This is a genomic window from Sulfurimonas sp., assembly GCF_029027585.1.
Taxonomy (GTDB): Bacteria; Campylobacterota; Campylobacteria; order Campylobacterales; family Sulfurimonadaceae; genus Sulfurimonas.
Window position 1 is genome coordinate 171418 of record NZ_CP093397.1, and the last position, 17261, is coordinate 188678.

A 17261-nucleotide genomic window follows, 5' to 3' on the forward strand; every position below is an offset into this window, starting at 1 on the left:
TGTATCACTTAAATCTTATCCAATTCTTTCTCATTAAATTTATATGTTTTATGTGCTGATTTTACTAAAATCTTTTTTTCTGAAAGCTCTTTAAACAGTTTTATAAGAGTTGGTTTTGAAATAGAAACTTCTTGCATTATATCTGTATAAGAGGCTACTAACTCGTTTTTATCGTTTAATCTATCTAGTATATATCTAATCACTTCTACTTGTTTAGAATCAGTTATTGCTGAAATTGTTTTTATTATATTTGAATTTTTACTTATCTCTTTTTCTTGAATGAGTGGTAATACAATATCATGAATAGTATTTAGTAACTCTTTTAAATTAATCGGCTTTATGATGTAGTTTTCAACTTTCAACTTTATAGCGTCTAGAAGATACTTTGTATCTGTATGTGCTGTTGTTAAAATAGTAGGTACTTTTATACCTTCATCTTTTAAAGCTTTTAAAAAGTCTATGCCATTTTCATTTTCAAGTAATATATCTGAAATTATAATATCTACTTTTTTAGATTTTAAAATTATCATCGCTTCTTGTGATGATTTTACTGCGAAAACATTTTGAACAAAATCACTAAGCATATCTCTTGTTTGTTTTAACAAAGAATCATCATCTTCAAGATAGAGTATATTAAATTCATTTATTATGTTTAAGTTTCTTTCTACCATTTATGTATCCTCATGAGTATTATTTATAGGTATAGTTATCGTAAACAAAGTACAATGTTCAAAGTCTTGATTGTGCATTTTATAGTTGATATTTTTACAACTGATAGTACCGTGCATATGTTTTTGTATAATCTGTTGTGACATGTATAGTCCTATTCCTGTTCCAGCACTTTTGTACTTAGTTGTATAGTAAGGCTCAAAAATATGAGGTAAAATATCTTCCTCTATTCCGCTCCCATTATCAACTATATTAATTCTAATCTTATTTTTAGATGAAGTCGCCACTACTTCTATGAGCTTTTTATCACTCTGTGAACTTAGTGCGTCTTGAGCGTTTGATATTATATTTAAAAAAACCTGAGAAAACTCATTGTAAAAACCATATATAAAAATATCCTCATTAATATCTAAACTAAATTCTATCTTCTCTTTATCTAGTATATATTTTGATAAATCAAATGAGTACTCTATGCATTGCTTTAAACAAAATCTCTCTTTTGCTCTATTTGGATTAAAGAAATCTTGAAAATCTTGTAAAGTTTTAGACATGCTGTTTCCAAGTTGCATAGCATCTTCTACCTTTTCATCAACTACCTCTTTACTTAACTTTCCTAATTCCATCTTTGTTTGAAAACCTTGAACTATCATCATTATAGAGCCTAGAGGTTGGCGCCATTGATGTGCAATATTTGCTATCATCTCACCTAAACTTGCTAGTCTCGCCTGCTGAAGCATAATTAAATCTTTTTTTCTTGAGTTCGCAACTTCTATTTTAATTTTTTGCTCTAGTGATTCATTTAAAACTTGTAAAGCTTTTGTTTTTTCATCTACTACATCTTCTAAATTAAAGTGCAAGTCTTTAAAGTGTCTAATTATTACTATTGATAACAAGATAGAAAAAAGGAAAACAAAAACTACTGCTATATTTAAAATCATTGAAAGTGTATTAAAAACATTTTGAGTATCATTTTTTTCACTCACAGCCATATCTAAATCATAGCTAGTTAGATTGGTAATATATACTGACATAGCATTTATCTCAAAATATACATCTTTTAGAAGTATAGATGCCTCCTCAAAATTTTCTTGTTTTAACTCTTGTAAAATCTTAGAAACAATTTTTTTAATTTTTATATGCTTTATATTTATATTTGTAACAACGCTATTTTGTAAGATTGTATTTCTTTTTTCTTTTGCTAAAAAATGGTTTATGATATTTGTAATTAGAGAAGTTTCATACTCAGTTGAAAAGGTTATTTCTAGATATTTTTCCCAGTTCTTCTCTATAAGATGTTCACCTAATTCTATAACGTCTAAAGATTGTTCAAGAGAGATATACCCATTTTGTAAATCAACTAGTGTTTCGTGAATATTTATAACATAAGCGTCTTTTATTGTTTCAAGCTTTATAATTGATTTTGTTCTCTTTTCAAACAAAACATCAAAATCATGCTTTAATGTATATATAGATACTTGAGATAAAAATATTATAGATACCATTCCACCTGTAATAATAAATAGTAATATTGAAGTTTTATAACTAAACGGTATCTTACTAATAATTAAAAATAGTTTTTGAAATTTCATTGTTTAACTTCTATAAACTTAGAATTTTTATATTCAAACAGATAAACTTCATTATGCAGTTCAGAATTTTTAAAATCTATCATAATTCCATCTAAGCTATTCTTAGGTAAATTTTTAATCTCTTTTAAGAACTTATCTCTACTAACTCTTCCTTTAATATTGTTCAATGCCATTGTTAGAGTTTTTGCAGCTAAGAATGCTTCTAATGATACAAATCCTAACTCTTGTTTTGGATAGTACTTATTCATCATTTTTTTATACTCTAAAATTACAGCTTTTGAATCATCATTAAAATATGGCACTACTTGAGAAAAAAGAAGGTTATTTGTTTCATAGTTTAACTCTTTTATCATCTCATCAGCATCTCCAAAAGAGAGATTACAAAAAATTGTATCTTTAAAAACAGGATTTGATTTTGCAGTTTTAATAAATAAAGCATTTGCTTTATAAGCACCTACCATTAAAACAGCTTGTGGTTTTACACTTTTTATCTCATAAAAAGCATGTCGAATAGAAAGTGTATTTCTTTTATATGCACCTTCCCCTGCTAGTGTTAAGCCTTCATTATCTAATGCATGAAGAAGTGACACGAAACCAACTTCACCATAATCATCATTTTGATAAAAAACAGCAAATTTTGTAATTTTTTTCTTTTTATGTAAATATTTAACAATATGGCTTATCTCTTCTTGATAAGAACTTCTAAAATTAACATAATTTTTCTCATTTGTTTTTCTTAAAAATGGAGCTCCCGTAAAAGGTGCAATAAAAGGTATGTCATGTGACTCAAGTATAGGTAATATTTTTTTTACTGTTGGTGTTCCAACAAAACCAAAAAAAGCAAATATATCTTCTTTTATGAGCTTTTTTGTATTTTCTATTGTAAGTTCAGGTTCATATTTATCATCATATACTATTAATTGTATTTTTGTATCTTTTAATAAACTATTTTTATTTACTTCTAGGAAATGCGCATTTGCACCACTATATACAGCTTTCCCCATGCTTTCATGATTCCACTCTTAGGAATTGAAATACCTAATTTTAGGACTTTTTCATCAAAATACTCATCTTTAAAGTTATAATATATTGTAAAAATTAAAATAATTATAAGTACAATATACTTAACCATATAAGCTCTTTTTATTTAATTATAGCATAAATACACACCTGAGTTAATGAAAATTGGTAAAAAAAATTTAACCTTTTAAGTATTGTATAAGTTTATTGTAGTTAATATATTGTTATTGAATTTTTATAAAAAAGGTTTAGAATGCAAGAATTTGTGTACTATAGCACCAAAGGACTCGACTTTCCTCTAAGTCAAAACATCAAAATAACTTCACAACTATCTACTAGCCCAAGTCAAAGCTTTATTGTTTCTAACTCAAAAAATGTATATGCACAAATTACCGCAGATGAAATAGACTTCTATATAAATAACTCAAAAGACTCTTTAGCAAGCAAAATTAAAAATGTTGAAAAACTTTATGAAGTAAACGCTATTCGTTTTGATATGGCACAAGATATTAGTTACTCTCAAAAAGTTTCAAATGAAGTTTTACTTGTTGCTACAAATGAGCAAAAAGAACTCTTTTTAAAATCTAGCCTTCCTGATGAGTTTAATCTTTTTCATGTACTCCCAGATGTTGTAAAATCAATCTCTGGTCATATTGGGAACTTAAGTGTTCTTGTAAACAACAACTTTAAAGATACCTCGTTAAATGTTTCCCAAATAGTATGGTTTGATGAAGAAGAGATTGCCAAAACACAAAGTGGTTCATTTGATCCAAATGAAAGTTCTATCGATGATGTTATAGCAACTATTAGAAATAACATAGCAAACTATGAATATAAAAAGTTTACTGTATATGACAAAAATATCTGTCAGTACCATGAAAGAAGAGAAGAAATATGTTCAAAATGTGAAGAAGTTTGTCCAACTGTTGCCATCATCAAACATGATGAACAAAAACACTTAGAATTTTCTCAAATCGATTGTCATGGCTGTGGGGGCTGTATCTCAGTTTGTCCGTCAGGCGCACTTGATTATGCACCACTAAACAGAGAAGCTTTTTTTGATATGGCAAGATACTACAAGGGACATATTCCTTTAGTTATTCCACAAAAAATGAATATAAAAAATCTTGATATTGAGATAAAAGAAGATGTATTACCCTTTGCAATTGAAGGTGAGAAATTCTTACATGAAGGAACTTTGCTTACACTCTTACAAGAATCGGGCTCTCAGGTTATTTTTTATTCTGACTTTTTATCAAAAGGAACAAAAGATTCTATCTCTATACTAAATCAAGTATATCAAAAGAAGTACGGCATAGATGCTATCATCATTGCAATGACAAAAGAAGAGTTAGAACTAGCCTTAAAAGAAGTTAGTTTTGTACAAGATTCTAGCTTTACTACAAATGAAATCAACATGAGAAAAAGAGAGATTTTTTCAAATAGACTTAAAAACATTGTAGGTGATAATGACTTAGGTGAAGTTATAACAGGAGAGCATCTACACTATGCAAAAGTTAATGTCAAAGAAGTCAACTGTACCTTATGTTTAGTATGCGTTGGTGCATGTAATGTAGATGCTCTTGTAGCAAATATAGATGACAATACTCTCAGAATAAATCCTAGTCTTTGTACAGCTTGTGGGTACTGTGAAATATCCTGTCCTGAAAAAGATTGTTTAACAATCGAGCAAGATGTGATTAAACTAACTCCTTCTTGGTTTAAAGAAGAAGTTCTTGCAAAAGATACTCTTTTTGCTTGTGTAGAGTGTGGAAAAGAATATGCAACTACCAAAGCGGTAGAAAAAATCGCTTCTATGATGGCACCTCTATTTTCTAAAGACCCAATTAAAGAGCGAACTCTTTACTGCTGTGAAGATTGCAAACCTAAAATAATGATGCAAAGTTATATGCAAAATAAAGAAGCTTACAACACACAAGGAAAAACTATATGAATGAAGAAAATTTAAATAAAGCTAGAGCTTTATACTATGGGATGTTTTCAAGATGTTTTGTTTTTACAACAGATAATTCTAGATATTTTGAGCTAACTGGTTACTTAGACACACTTAGTCAAAATCCTTTAGACAAGCCTTCAGCAGAAGCTTTTGCAACTCTAAAAGAACTTGTTAAATCTGATTCAAATGTTGACTTTATGCTTGAGTTTGATGAAATATTTCACTCTCCTGAGACTCAAACTGTAAGGGTTACTGCTTCATACTATGATGAAAACATAGAAAGCGGTAAAAAAAGAATAGAGATGCAAAACTTTTTAGCTAAAACAAAAATAAGAAGAGATGAAAAAACTTATAGCGATTATGAAGACCATATAGGTTTTATCTTTGCAGTTATGAGTGAACTATCAAATTTAATTGCAGATGGACAAACTGAATATAAAAATACAGCCCACTGTATTTTTGAACAAATTTTAAATGAATTTATTGATGAATTTTCAAGAGAACTATACGAACATGAAAGTGCAAAAATATTTAAAAATATAGTTATTTTACTAAAATCTTTTATAGAATTTGAAAGAGTTTATTTAGAAGTTAATACACCAGTTTTAAAAGCTAAACCAGTTTTATCAGAAATAAAAGAAGAACTTTCAGACGAAGAAAGAGAGCGAAGAGCGAAAAACAAACTACTTCGTGCACAAGGTCCGAAAAAACAAGAAAGTGGCTCTTGTGAATTAAACCCTAGTTATGAAGTAGAAGAAGACTTTTAGTTCTTTCATCTGATACGAGATTCAAATAAAATAAATATGTTTATTTTATTTGAGTCTCATATCGTTGGGGACTAATCACAAAACAAGGAGACAACTATGCAAGAATCAAGAAGAAATTTTCTGAGAAAAAGTGCGATAGTTGTTGGTACTGCTGCTGTAAGTGCCACAGCGTTAGCTGCTAGTCAAGGGTCATCTACTGAGGTTGATTCGAATGGAGTTGTTGTAGGAAACTCAAATAAAAAAGAGATTCTATACAAAAAAACACAAGCTTGGGAAGAATTTTATAAACAAGCTTTATAGCATTAAAGGAGTAAAGTATGTTTAAAGATACATACGAAACACTTAAAGCACAAATCGGTAGACGCTCATTTATGAAAATGGCTGCTGTTGCAACTGCCGCAAGTGTTACTAGTGCCTTTGCTAATGATGGAGTAACAAGAGCTGCGACAAAAGAGGAAGTTAAAAACCCTTTTCCTGGTTCTAAAAATGTTAAAACTATCTGTACTGCATGTTCTGTTGGATGCGGTATTATAGCGGAAGTACAAAACGGTGTTTGGGTAAGACAAGAGGTTGCACAAGACCATCCTATTTCATTAGGTGGACATTGCTGTAAGGGTGCTGATATGATTGATATGGTTAGGTCTGAAGTTAGACTTAAACATCCAATGGTAAAAGAAGGTGGAAAGTGGAAAAGATTATCTTGGGATGATGCATTAGACAGAATCGCAAATAAACTTAAAACTGCACACGAAAAAGTTGGGGCAGATTCAGCAATGTTTTTAGGCTCAGCAAAAATGAGTACAGAACAAGCATATTATTTTAGAAAATTTGCTGCAATGTATGGGACAAACAATATAGATCACCAAGCTAGAATTTGACATAGTGCAACAGTCGCCGGTGTGGCGAATACATGGGGTTATGGCGCTATGACCAATTCACTTGGAGATATACAAAATGCAAAAGCAATTATTATTTTTGGAGCTAATCCTGCGGTTAATCACCCAGTTGGATTTGGGCATTTCCTTAAAGCAAAAGAAAGAAATAATGCAAAAATTATTGTAGTTGATCCTGTATTTACTAAAACTGCTGCTAAAGCAGACCACTATTGTAGAGTAAGACCAGGTACAGATATTCCATTTATGTATGGAATGTTACACCTAATATTCAAAAATGGTTGGCATGATAAAAAATTTATCAGTGACAGAGTCTATGGAATGGACCTTGTAATAGAAGAAGCTAAAAAATGGAATCCGAAAAAAGTTGAAGATGTTACAGGTGTACCTGCAGATCAACTAATTCAGATTACACGACTGTATGCTAAATCAACACCAGGTACTTTAATCTGGGCAATGGGTTTAACACAACATTCAATTGGTTCTTCAAATACAAGACTTGCTCCAATCTTACAACTTGCTCTTGGAAACATGGGTGTTGAAGGTGGTGGAACTAATATTCTTAGAGGTCATGATAATGTTCAGGGTGCTACTGATATGTGTTGTTTATCGCATACATTACCAGGGTACTATGGTTTAAGTGATGGTTCATGGAAATACTTCGCAAAAAGCTGGGGTGTTGATTATGAATGGTTAAAAGGAAGATTTAACGAAAAAGAATGGATGAATAAAAAAGGTTTCACGCTATCTCGTTGGTGGGCTGGTGTATTAGATGGTAAAAACGGTAATGATAAAATTCATAACGGTGGAACTAATCTTAAAAATCTTATTGTTATGGGTAATGGAATCACTTCTATCGCGCAACAAGCTAAAGTTAAAGAAGGGCTAGATAATTTAGAAATGCTAGTTTTATGTGACCCATTTGTTAATGAAGCTGCTATTCTTACTGACAAGCAAGATGATGTATTTATTTTACCAGCTGCTACTCAATTTGAAACTTCAGGATCTGTAACGGCTACAAATCGTTCAGCTCAGTGGAGAAATAAAGTTGTTGAACCAATGTACGAGTCAAAAACTGACCATGATATTATGTTTGAGTTAGCAAAAAGACTTGGGTTTTATGATGAGCTTACTGCTGGAATGAAGATAAAAGAAAATAAAAAAGATTTCCAATGGCCAGAAGATGCAACTGATGAAATTGCAAGAATCATTAAAACTATCGGTTTAACTGGTTGGACGGCTAAAAGACTTAAAAAGCATAGTGAAAACTGGCATATGTTCGACCAGATATCTGGAAGAGGATATGGTGAGATGAAAGGTGAATACTACGGTCTACCATGGCCTGTATGGACTGAAACTCACTCTGGTTCACCTATTCTTTACAACATCAACAGAAGTGTTTCTGAAGGTGGTATGGGATTTAGAAATAGATTTGGTTTAGAACATGAAGGCGTTGATTTACTTGCAGGTAAAGGAAGCGCACCTAAAGGTTCTGCAAATAAAGATGGATATCCTGAAATAACTGCTAAAAATATTGAAGAAGTTCTTGGTATTAAACTTACAGCTGATGAGAAAAAACGCATTGGTAAAAACTGGAAAGTTGATACTTCAAATATTATTGCTGAGAAATGTATGGAAAGAGGAATGGCTCCTTATGGAAATGCAAAAGCAAGAGCTAATGTTTGGACATTCCCAGATAAAATTCCTATGCATAGAGAGCCTTTACACTCTCCAAGAGCAGATTTAGTTAAGGAGTATCCTTCTTATGCTGATAAAGCTAATCATTATAGAGTTGATACTAAGTATATTAGTAAACAGACTGAAGAGAACTGGTCTAAAGAGTTCCCTATTAACTTAGTTACAGGAAGACTTGTAAATCTAAATGGTGCAGGAATGGAAAATAGAGCTAGTAAATACCTAGCTGCATTATCGCCTGAAATGTTTTGTTCTATCAACCCAGATTTAGCTGGAAAACATGGGATTAGAGATGGTTCAATGATGTGGATTCATTCACCAGAAGGTACTAAGATTAAAGTGAAAGCTAAGTATTCTTATTCTGTTACTGAAGATAGAATTTTCATTCCATTCCATTTCGCAGGTCATTTCCAAGGTGAGGATTTATCTCACAAATATCCAAGCGGTACAAAACCTTATGCTACGGGAGAAAGTGCTAATACTGTTACTAACTACGGTTATGACATTATTACTCAAATTCCTGAAACTAAAGGCGGACTTTGCCGCATAGAATTTGCGTAGGAGTGGGTTATGAGTGAAAATGCAAGATTAAAATTTTATTGTGATGAGCATAGATGTATACACTGTGATGGCTGTTCTGTAGCTTGTGCTGAAGCACATGAGTTACCAGCAGGAATCAACAGAAGAAAAGTAATTACATTAAACGAAGGTGTTCAAGGTTTAGAATACTCTTTATCTATCTCATGTATGCATTGTACAGATGCACCTTGTGAGCAAGTATGTCCAACTGATTGTTTTTACATCAGAGAAGATGGAATTGTTTTACATGACAAGAAAAAATGTATAGGGTGTGCATATTGTTTATATGCTTGTCCTTTTGGCGCTCCACAATTCCCACAAGACGGGGCTTTTGGAACAAAAGGTGTTATGGACAAATGTACTATGTGTGCAGGTGGACCAGAAGAAACTAACTCACATAAAGAAAGAGAACTTTATGGACAAAATAGAATCGCAGAAGGTAAAGTTCCTGTTTGTGCTGCTATGTGTTCAACTAAGGCACTTCTAGTTGGTGACTCAAGTGAAGTTTCAGACATCTTTAGACAAAGAGTATTATCTGCTGGTCATGGAGTTCAATCATCTCCTTATGGCTGGAGTACAGCATATAACTCTAAAGTATAGGTAGAGTTATGAAAAGTAAATATATTTTATTTGCTCTTTTATTACTCTCTTCACTAGCTTATGGTGCTAGTGATAGTGCTATTTGGGGCAAAGATTTAATTACTAATATCTTAGGCTACGATAAAGAAGGCTCTTTGCATCTAGGTAAAACATTTACTGTTTTACAAAGTACCTACTTTAAACCTTTGTTTTTTGGGGTTTTAGTAGGAGTGCCTTTTGTATTTATTCTTCACTACATGGTTATAGGACCTATGGTCTTCTCTCATGATAGAAAGAAAATATATATATTTACATTGTTCAACAGAGTTGTTCATGCTATTGCCGCTATTTCATTCATTTTAATTATTCCAACAGGATTAATTATGATGTTTGCTAGTACTTTTGGTGGTGGAGAATTTGTAAGAACAATGAGAGAAATTCATGCTATCTCAACACTACTATTTATAGTTAGTATTGTTCCTATGTTTCTAATGTGGGTAAGATGGATGATTATCAGCTTTGACGATATAAAGTGGTTAATGATTGTTGGTGGATATTTAAACAAAGACAAAAAACCTGTTCCTGCTGGTAGATTTAATGCAGGTCAGAAGACTTGGTTTTGGTTAGCAACTTTGGGTGGATTTGTTATGATAGCAACTGGGGCAGCAATGTACTTTCAAGACTTTAGACTTGAAATCATCGCTTCATTTATGTCACAAATTGACTTTTTAAGAGCTAGTGCTATTATTCATAATGGTTTAGGTGTAGCTATATTAGCTTTATTTATAACTCATATCTATATGTCAGTATTTGCCATTAAAGGTGCAATGAACAGTATGATAGATGGTTATAAAGAAGAGGAAGAAGTTGAAATTTTACATAGCACTTTTTACAAAGAGCTAAAAGACAACAACGAAATATAGTAAACTACTAGTAGCCTCACTATTTTGTGAGGCTACTTTTTAAAATAATATAATATGCAAAAATTGCATATTAAAAAAGAGGTAAAATGCCTAATTCTAAGTATTTAAAAACTATTATCATTGACAGAGTAAATGGCGATGAAATTACAGAAGTAGAAGATGTAACCATCGAAGAAGCTAGACTTACTGTTTACTTAAATGATGAAAAAATCATCTCTATGATGTGTATACCAAAAGACCAAATAGCACATACTATTGGTTTTTTAATGAGCGAAAATGTAATCTCTAATGTTGATGACATTCAAGATATAAAGCTAAGTGAAGATGGGTTAAGAGTTGATATTCAAGCAGCAGTTGATACAGACTCTTTACAAAACCTATATAAAGAAAAAACTCTAGTAAGTGGTTGTGGTGGAGGAATTACTGGCAATGTTGCTGGAGATTTAGAAATACCATTTAACCAGACTAGTTTTGTGATTAGTCCTCAAACTATCAGTAGTGAGGTAAAAAAGTTTTATGCAGATAGTGAACTATACAAACTCACAGGTTGTGTTCATAAAGCGATGTTATTTTTAGAAGATAAAAGTGTTGTGACGGCAGAAGATATAGGAAGACATAATGCTATCGACAAAGTAGTTGGTAAGTGTAAAATATGTAAACTTGATACTACAAAATCTGTTTTATTTGTAAGTGGAAGACTTAGTTCTGAAATGGTTGTAAAAGCTGTAATGCATAGAATTCCTATTATAGTATCAAGAACTGCTCCAACATATCTTGGAGTTCAAACTGCAAATATTCATGGTATAACTCTTATAGGTTTTGCAAGAGGTAAAAGGATGAATATATATACTCATCAAGGTAGAATCCATGGCTAACTCATCTATAAGTTGCTTAGATGGGTTTAAATTGGCAAAAAAGCTAAATGTAAACCCTATGGAGATAGCCGATATTTGTAAAAAAGAAAATATCAAAATTGACAATTGTGAATTGGGTGTATTTGGCACTCATAAATTCAGTGAAAAAAATGAAGAAATTTATAATCAACTTTTAAATATAGCAGATGATAAAAATAGAGTTCCTTGCTTAGATGCTTGGAAACTCGCACAAAATTATTCTCTAAATAAGGTTGGTTCAACAACAAAAAAAGTGATATAGAAATTATCGATTGTCAACTTGGATGTTTTAGGAAAAGGGTACATCATGGTAGTAAAAGTTAAAACTTGGATAGAAAATGATAATAAAGATTTAATATTTGGTGGTGGTAAAACACAAATCTTAGAACTTATAGATGAAACAGGTTCTATATCAGAAGCTTCTAAAAGAGTTGGTATGAACTATAAAAAAGCTTGGACACACATAAAAATACTTCAAGAATTTATAGAAGATGAACTTGTCATAGTAAACAAAGGTAGAGGCTCTGGGGGAACAACACTTACACCAAAAGCAAAAGAACTTATAGCTAATTATAAACTTTTGCAAAATGATGTAAAAAATTATTCACAACAGAGATTTAAAGAAATCTTTAAATCACAAGGTTATATCGTAAACTGTACAAATGAGGAACAAAATGTATAAGCTAAATTCTTTAAATTATGCACAAGCAAGTTCGTTAAATATTTCTAAAGACCTTAGCATCCAAACTTTAAGCTCAAATATTGAGTTAGATAAACTTAAAACAGAACTAAAAAATAGATTTAATTTTTCTAGTATTCATAGTTTTTCTTTTTGTAAAAGTGGTTTTTTAGGTTTAATGCTTGAGATACGAGAAGATATAGCTGTTAGTTTGGGAGAAAGTGAAGCTATCATAGAAGCAGCAAAAGAGTATGAAAAACTTGGTTTTGGGGTAAGTTATATAGATATTTTAAAAGATGGGAATATAAACTATGATACTATAAAATCTTGCTCAAATGCATATATGTTTATCTCTGCATATATTATAGATACTTTTGTAAAAATAGATTTAAAAAAGGTAAAAAATAATTTTAATGGAAAAATAATTTCTAATATTTCCCCAACCCTAGATGCCTCATTTTGTAACATAGCTTACTTTGATATTTATAAACTAAGTGGTTATTTTACACATTCAGTTTTACTTCATAACGATGTATTTGAAGAGCAAAACATCTCAAGTATAGATGCTATCGGCTTAAAAATCATCTGCAATGAAACAGCTAAAGAAAAAGAAACTATTACTTATAAAAATAGCTTTATAAAAGAGTTAAGAAAATCTTTAAAAGATGATATTTTCTTTTTTGTTGATAATAACTTAACTCTAACAAATGTTGTCCATTTTGGACTTAAAGGCATAAAAGCAAGACAAGTTATAAGAAATTTAAGTCTTGCTAATATTTTTGTTACAAATGGAGAAGGTTGTTCTCTTGGATTATCAAAACCTTCTCGCATACTTCAAGAGATGGGGTATTGTGAAATAGACAGCAGACAAGCCTTTTCTTTATCTTTTTGTCAAAACTTCAATGAAGAACAAACATCTTTTATAGTTTCAAAAATTTCAAAATCATATAGACAAATAAAGGCTTTAAATGGATAAGTATTTAGATTTTAAAGAAGCGGTATCTATCTCACTAGAAATTGCTCAACCAACAAAGCTTCAAGAGATTTGTAATTTAGAAGGTTCTCTTGGAGCTGTTTTAGCTCAAGATATTTTTTGTGTTAAAAACCTTCCTTCTTTTAACAACTCTGCTATGGATGGTTTTGCCATTAGAGCCATAGATGCTGGGGAAAAACTAAAGGTAATAAAAACTATTTTAGCAGGGCAAACAAGTGAGTCATGCTTAAAAGATAATGAATGTTATAAAATAATGACAGGTGCTAAAGTACCTGATGATGCAGACACTATCATACCCATAGAAAATGTACTTAATTATAAAAACGATGAAGTGACTATAAAACAAAATGTTATCAAGAACTCATCATTGCGTTTTAAAGGTGAAGAAAAAGTACAAGGAGATAAACTCTTTAACAAAGGTAATGTTGTTACTTCAGGAATGATTGCTATCTTAGCATCTCAAGGAATTACAATGATTAGTGTATTTAAAAAACTTCAAATCGCTGTTGTTTCAACGGGTAATGAACTCAAAGAACCATGGGAAGTTGCAAATGAAGATGAGATTTATAACTGTAACTCTTATGCAATCATCTCACTTCTTAATGAAAAAAGATATGAGGCAACTTACATAGGTGTAGTTCCTGATTCCCTAGATGCATCTATGAGTTTTGTAAATGGACTTAAAAACTATGATGTCATCATAACAACTGGTGGCATCTCTATGGGAGATGCTGACTTTATGGCAGAAGCATTTGAAGCAAATGGTTTAGATATCGCTTTTCATGGAGTAAACATAAAACCTGGTCGCCCTATTATGATGGGAAAAATGGACAATACTTTTGTTATGTGTTTACCCGGAAATCCACTAACTGCAATAGTAAATATGCATCTATTTGTCCTACCTGTTTTACAAAAACTACAAGGTAATAATGCCATTTATCACGATATAGATATAGCAACAAATATCCAAAACTTTAAAACAAAATCTGGTCGAGTAAATGTTGTACTTGGGAACTATAAAAAAGGTGAATACACCGTAATTAGAGATAATAGATATGGTTCGGGAATGATAAGTATGTTAAATGAAAGTAACTGTATTTTAGTTACAGCAGATGATTGTTCACAAATACAAGAACACTCAAGCGTTAAAATAGTTAAGTTTAATTGTCTTTATACAAATAATAAAATAGATTTATTTAATTAACAAGGAAAGAAATGAAGAAGAATATATTAATAATAGGGCTAAGTGTAATTTTAACTTCTAGTTTAATGGCAAAAGAAAAAATAGTAGTGTTTCATGCAGGAAGTTTGGCAGTTCCTTTTGCACAAATTGAAAAAGAGTTTGAGAAAAAATATCCACAGTATGATGTGCAAAGAGAAGCGAGTGGTAGTAGAGCAGCAGCTAGAAAAATCTCTGATATTCACCGTAAAGCTGATGTTATGGCGAGTGCTGACTACAAGGTTATAGATAACTTACTTATACCGCGTCATGCAAAATTTAATGCACAATTTGCAACAAATGAAATGGTACTAGCCTACACTTCAAAGGCAAAATATTCTGATGAAATCAACTCCAACAACTGGACTGAAATTTTTTTAAGAGATGGAGTAAAAGTTGGTCACTCAAATCCAAATATGGACCCTTGCGGATATAGATCAATGCTCGTAACTAAACTAGCTGAAAAATACTACAAAAGTGAAAACTTATTTGAAAAATTATTCGGTTATGGTGAATCGTATAAAGTAGGAGAAGAAAATCATAAAAAAGTAATAATTAGACCAAAAGAAACTGATTTACTTGGTTTAATAGAGGTTAATGCTTATGATTATCTATATATCTATAAGTCTGTTGCACAGCAACATGGTTTAAAATATATCTCACTACCAAAAGAAATATCCCTTAAAGATAACGAATTTAAGGATTTTTACAAAACAGTAAGTTTTAAAATAAATGGCAAAAAACCTGGAGAGTTTATAACTAAAAAAGGTGCCCCTATGGTTTATGGAATCACAATTGCACAAAATAAAAAATCACCTGTAAATGAAAAAGGTGCTGTAACATTTGTAAACTTTGTACTCTCAGCTCAAGGTCAAAAAATCATGACTCAAAATGGTCAGGGAGTAATAAATCCTACTATAATTTCTGGAGATGCTTCCATAATTGGAAGATAATATGAATGGCTTGAAAATAGAAAACTTATCTAGTAATTTTAATAATTTTACTCTTGATAATATCAATTTAAACATTGAAAAAAATGAATACTTTGTTTTGTTAGGACAGAGTGGAAGTGGAAAGACAATGCTTTTAGAAACTATCGCTGGACTTAACCCTTGTGAAGGTAAAATCTATTATAAAGATAAAGATATTTCTATTTTAGCTACACAAAAAAGAGATATAGGTTTTGTATATCAAGACTTTGCACTTTTTCCAAACCTTAATGTTGAGCAAAATATTAGATTTTCTTCAAGATATAAAAAAATCACAGATGCAGATGTTTTATTTGCTGATATTGTGAAATTTTTACAATTAAAAGAGCTTTTAACTAGAGATACAACTACATTAAGTGGTGGAGAAAAGCAGCGTGTTGCAATAGCAAGAGCTATCTTTTCTAAACCAAAAATCTTACTTTTAGATGAACCTTTAAGTGCCATCGACCCGACTTTAAGAAACTCAATTATGAAAAGTTTAAAAGAGATTCACAGACGATATGATGTGATAACTATTCATGTGACTCATAACTTTAGAGAAGCTTCTTATCTCGCGGATAAAATAGCTATCATCATGAACGGTAAGATTCAACAAGTTGGAGTTGCGAAAGAAGTACTAAACCATCCAACTAACATAAAGGTTGCAAAGTTTTTAGGATTTAAAAATATATTTCCAACAACTTTCCTTGGATATACCTCTTCTAACAAAGTTTTTTCAGTTGATCCAAATATTATTAAAGTTTGTACCGATGGTGATTTGAATACTGATTATATTTTTGAAGGAAAAGTAGAAGAGTGTATGGGCATAGTTGATCATTACAAATTATTTGTAAAAGTTAACCAATACAGCTTTTTTATAAAAATCCTAAAAAGAGATTATGAGGGTTGCTATATGGATAGAGAAAAAATTATAAAAATAGGATTTAATAAAAATGATGTAAGTTTTATATAAAAAGTCCAAACAATTGGGGCATCTAATGTCTTAGAAAAAATAAGGGAAAAAATTGAATAATAAATTAATAAAAATAAGTATAATTACAACTGCACTAATAGCAATATCAACAAATACTTATGCCGAGGAAGAACTTTCAAAGCGTACTATAAAATCTAACTATCAAGAAGTATATAATACCCTCCCAAGTTCTGTACAAAATTTATCAGAGCTGTTTAGTGAAGGTAAATTTTATGGAAGAATTCGCTCAAATACTTTTTACTTTAGATGGGAAAATGAAAGTACAACAAAAAAAACACACTTAGCAAGCGGTATAGGTGGTTCAGTTGTATATAAAAGTGCAACTTATAAAAACTTTGATTTTACAGCTGGACTATACTATTCAAAATCTTTTTTTGAAGAATCAAATGACCCAATAAATGCTATCAAACCAGGAAAAGATACTTTAAGTCGTTTCCACTATGTAAATACTGGTGACAAATCTATGGGTGTATTGGGACAAGCTTATTTAAGATATAAAGGAATTACAAAAACTGAAATTTTACTAGGTCGCCAAATGGTAGAAACATTTTATACTAAATCTAATGACACAAAAATGATTCCAAATACTTTTGATGGTCTTGTAGTAGGAACTAAAGCTCTTGATAAAACAGCAATTAAATTAGCTTATCTATATAAACAAAAACTTCGTGACCACACACAAGAGCATTCTGTATTAATGTATGGAGATTCAAATTCATCATCATCAATTTTACCTCAATGGAGTCAAAATGATGACACAGCGATGCATAAAGGTTTAACATATACAGCTTTAAAAATGCAGGTAAACCAACAGATGCCGCTTTAATTGTAGGTGATATTCAC

17 protein-coding genes are annotated in these 17261 nt (G+C 30.9%); 14 read left to right on the plus strand and 3 right to left on the minus strand.

Annotated elements, in window-relative coordinates; all coding sequences use genetic code 11:
• Positions 1-8 precede the first annotated feature (8 nt).
• The 3 genes from MOV50_RS00865 to MOV50_RS00875 are packed head-to-tail and all read right to left on the minus strand — an operon-like array spanning position 9 to position 3262.
• Positions 9-671 (minus strand): response regulator, encoded by a 663-nt coding sequence (locus tag MOV50_RS00865; protein WP_321778564.1) that lies wholly within the window; start codon positions 669-671, stop codon positions 9-11.
• Positions 672-2258: a HAMP domain-containing sensor histidine kinase gene (locus MOV50_RS00870; protein WP_321778565.1), complete on the minus strand. Its 1587-nt coding sequence runs from the start codon at positions 2256-2258 to the stop codon at positions 672-674.
• Entirely contained in the window at positions 2255-3262 is a 1008-nt protein-coding gene (locus MOV50_RS00875; protein ID WP_321778566.1) for an ABC transporter substrate-binding protein, read from the minus strand. Before MOV50_RS00875 ends, MOV50_RS00870 begins: the two co-directional genes overlap by 4 nt.
• 269 nt (positions 3263-3531) lie before the next feature.
• Between MOV50_RS00875 and MOV50_RS00880 the strand changes: the two genes are divergently transcribed.
• The 14 genes from MOV50_RS00880 (at position 3532) to MOV50_RS00945 (ending at position 17244) form a co-directional block, all read left to right on the plus strand.
• Positions 3532-5232, plus strand: coding sequence for a 4Fe-4S binding protein (locus MOV50_RS00880; RefSeq protein ID WP_321778567.1), 1701 nt, complete (start codon positions 3532-3534; stop codon positions 5230-5232).
• Positions 5229-6002, plus strand: coding sequence for a molecular chaperone TorD family protein (locus MOV50_RS00885; RefSeq protein WP_321778568.1), 774 nt, complete (start codon positions 5229-5231; stop codon positions 6000-6002). Before MOV50_RS00880 ends, MOV50_RS00885 begins: the two co-directional genes overlap by 4 nt.
• A 96-nt stretch (positions 6003-6098) precedes the next feature.
• Complete coding sequence (locus MOV50_RS00890; RefSeq protein ID WP_321778569.1) at positions 6099-6302, plus strand: twin-arginine translocation signal domain-containing protein; 204 nt, start codon at positions 6099-6101, stop codon at positions 6300-6302.
• Between the two features lie 17 nt (positions 6303-6319).
• On the plus strand, positions 6320-9151 hold the full coding sequence (locus MOV50_RS00895; RefSeq protein WP_321778570.1) for a formate dehydrogenase subunit alpha: 2832 nt from the start codon (positions 6320-6322) through the stop codon (positions 9149-9151).
• 9 nt (positions 9152-9160) lie between these two features.
• On the plus strand, positions 9161-9769 hold the full coding sequence (gene fdh3B, locus MOV50_RS00900; protein WP_321778571.1) for a formate dehydrogenase FDH3 subunit beta: 609 nt from the start codon (positions 9161-9163) through the stop codon (positions 9767-9769).
• An 8-nt stretch (positions 9770-9777) separates the two neighbouring features.
• Positions 9778-10671, plus strand: a complete 894-nt coding sequence (locus MOV50_RS00905; protein ID WP_321778572.1) for a formate dehydrogenase subunit gamma — start codon at positions 9778-9780, stop codon at positions 10669-10671.
• Between the two features lie 86 nt (positions 10672-10757).
• On the plus strand, positions 10758-11546 hold the full coding sequence (gene fdhD / locus MOV50_RS00910) for a formate dehydrogenase accessory sulfurtransferase FdhD (RefSeq protein WP_321778573.1): 789 nt from the start codon (positions 10758-10760) through the stop codon (positions 11544-11546).
• Positions 11539-11826: a ModE family transcriptional regulator gene (locus tag MOV50_RS00915; RefSeq protein ID WP_321778574.1), complete on the plus strand. Its 288-nt coding sequence runs from the start codon at positions 11539-11541 to the stop codon at positions 11824-11826. Before fdhD ends, MOV50_RS00915 begins: the two co-directional genes overlap by 8 nt.
• Positions 11827-11871: 45 nt before the next feature.
• Positions 11872-12246, plus strand: coding sequence for a winged helix-turn-helix domain-containing protein (locus MOV50_RS00920; protein WP_321778575.1), 375 nt, complete (start codon positions 11872-11874; stop codon positions 12244-12246).
• Entirely contained in the window at positions 12239-13219 is a 981-nt protein-coding gene (locus MOV50_RS00925; RefSeq protein WP_321778576.1) for a cysteine desulfurase, read from the plus strand. Before MOV50_RS00920 ends, MOV50_RS00925 begins: the two co-directional genes overlap by 8 nt.
• A complete protein-coding gene (locus MOV50_RS00930) occupies positions 13212-14441 on the plus strand; it encodes a molybdopterin molybdotransferase MoeA (RefSeq protein ID WP_321778577.1) in 1230 nt (409 codons plus the stop codon). Before MOV50_RS00925 ends, MOV50_RS00930 begins: the two co-directional genes overlap by 8 nt.
• Positions 14442-14452: 11 nt before the next feature.
• The gene (gene wtpA / locus MOV50_RS00935; protein WP_321778578.1) at positions 14453-15409 is read left to right on the plus strand and encodes a tungstate ABC transporter substrate-binding protein WtpA; all 957 of its coding nucleotides are present in this window, start codon (positions 14453-14455) and stop codon (positions 15407-15409) included.
• 1 nt (position 15410) lies between these two features.
• Positions 15411-16397: an ABC transporter ATP-binding protein gene (locus MOV50_RS00940; protein WP_321778579.1), complete on the plus strand. Its 987-nt coding sequence runs from the start codon at positions 15411-15413 to the stop codon at positions 16395-16397.
• 52 nt (positions 16398-16449) lie between these two features.
• Positions 16450-17244 carry a hypothetical protein gene (locus MOV50_RS00945; RefSeq protein ID WP_321778580.1) on the plus strand — a complete coding sequence of 265 codons (795 nt, stop codon included), beginning with the start codon at positions 16450-16452 and terminating at the stop codon, positions 17242-17244.
• The last annotated feature ends 17 nt before the right edge of the window (positions 17245-17261 follow it).

Coding starts and splice junctions, on each gene's coding strand:
- MOV50_RS00930 (WP_321778577.1), top strand. CDS start 13,212: ATGGATAAGTATTTAGATTTTAAAGAAGCGGTATCTATCTCACTAGAA.
- MOV50_RS00875 (WP_321778566.1), bottom strand. CDS start 3,262: ATGGGGAAAGCTGTATATAGTGGTGCAAATGCGCATTTCCTAGAAGTA.
- MOV50_RS00890 (WP_321778569.1), top strand. CDS start 6,099: ATGCAAGAATCAAGAAGAAATTTTCTGAGAAAAAGTGCGATAGTTGTT.
- MOV50_RS00880 (WP_321778567.1), top strand. CDS start 3,532: ATGCAAGAATTTGTGTACTATAGCACCAAAGGACTCGACTTTCCTCTA.
- fdhD (WP_321778573.1), top strand. CDS start 10,758: ATGCCTAATTCTAAGTATTTAAAAACTATTATCATTGACAGAGTAAAT.
- MOV50_RS00915 (WP_321778574.1), top strand. CDS start 11,539: ATGGCTAACTCATCTATAAGTTGCTTAGATGGGTTTAAATTGGCAAAA.
- fdh3B (WP_321778571.1), top strand. CDS start 9,161: ATGAGTGAAAATGCAAGATTAAAATTTTATTGTGATGAGCATAGATGT.
- wtpA (WP_321778578.1), top strand. CDS start 14,453: ATGAAGAAGAATATATTAATAATAGGGCTAAGTGTAATTTTAACTTCT.
- MOV50_RS00905 (WP_321778572.1), top strand. CDS start 9,778: ATGAAAAGTAAATATATTTTATTTGCTCTTTTATTACTCTCTTCACTA.
- MOV50_RS00940 (WP_321778579.1), top strand. CDS start 15,411: ATGAATGGCTTGAAAATAGAAAACTTATCTAGTAATTTTAATAATTTT.
- MOV50_RS00865 (WP_321778564.1), bottom strand. CDS start 671: ATGGTAGAAAGAAACTTAAACATAATAAATGAATTTAATATACTCTAT.
- MOV50_RS00920 (WP_321778575.1), top strand. CDS start 11,872: ATGGTAGTAAAAGTTAAAACTTGGATAGAAAATGATAATAAAGATTTA.
- MOV50_RS00925 (WP_321778576.1), top strand. CDS start 12,239: ATGTATAAGCTAAATTCTTTAAATTATGCACAAGCAAGTTCGTTAAAT.
- MOV50_RS00885 (WP_321778568.1), top strand. CDS start 5,229: ATGAATGAAGAAAATTTAAATAAAGCTAGAGCTTTATACTATGGGATG.
- MOV50_RS00870 (WP_321778565.1), bottom strand. CDS start 2,258: ATGAAATTTCAAAAACTATTTTTAATTATTAGTAAGATACCGTTTAGT.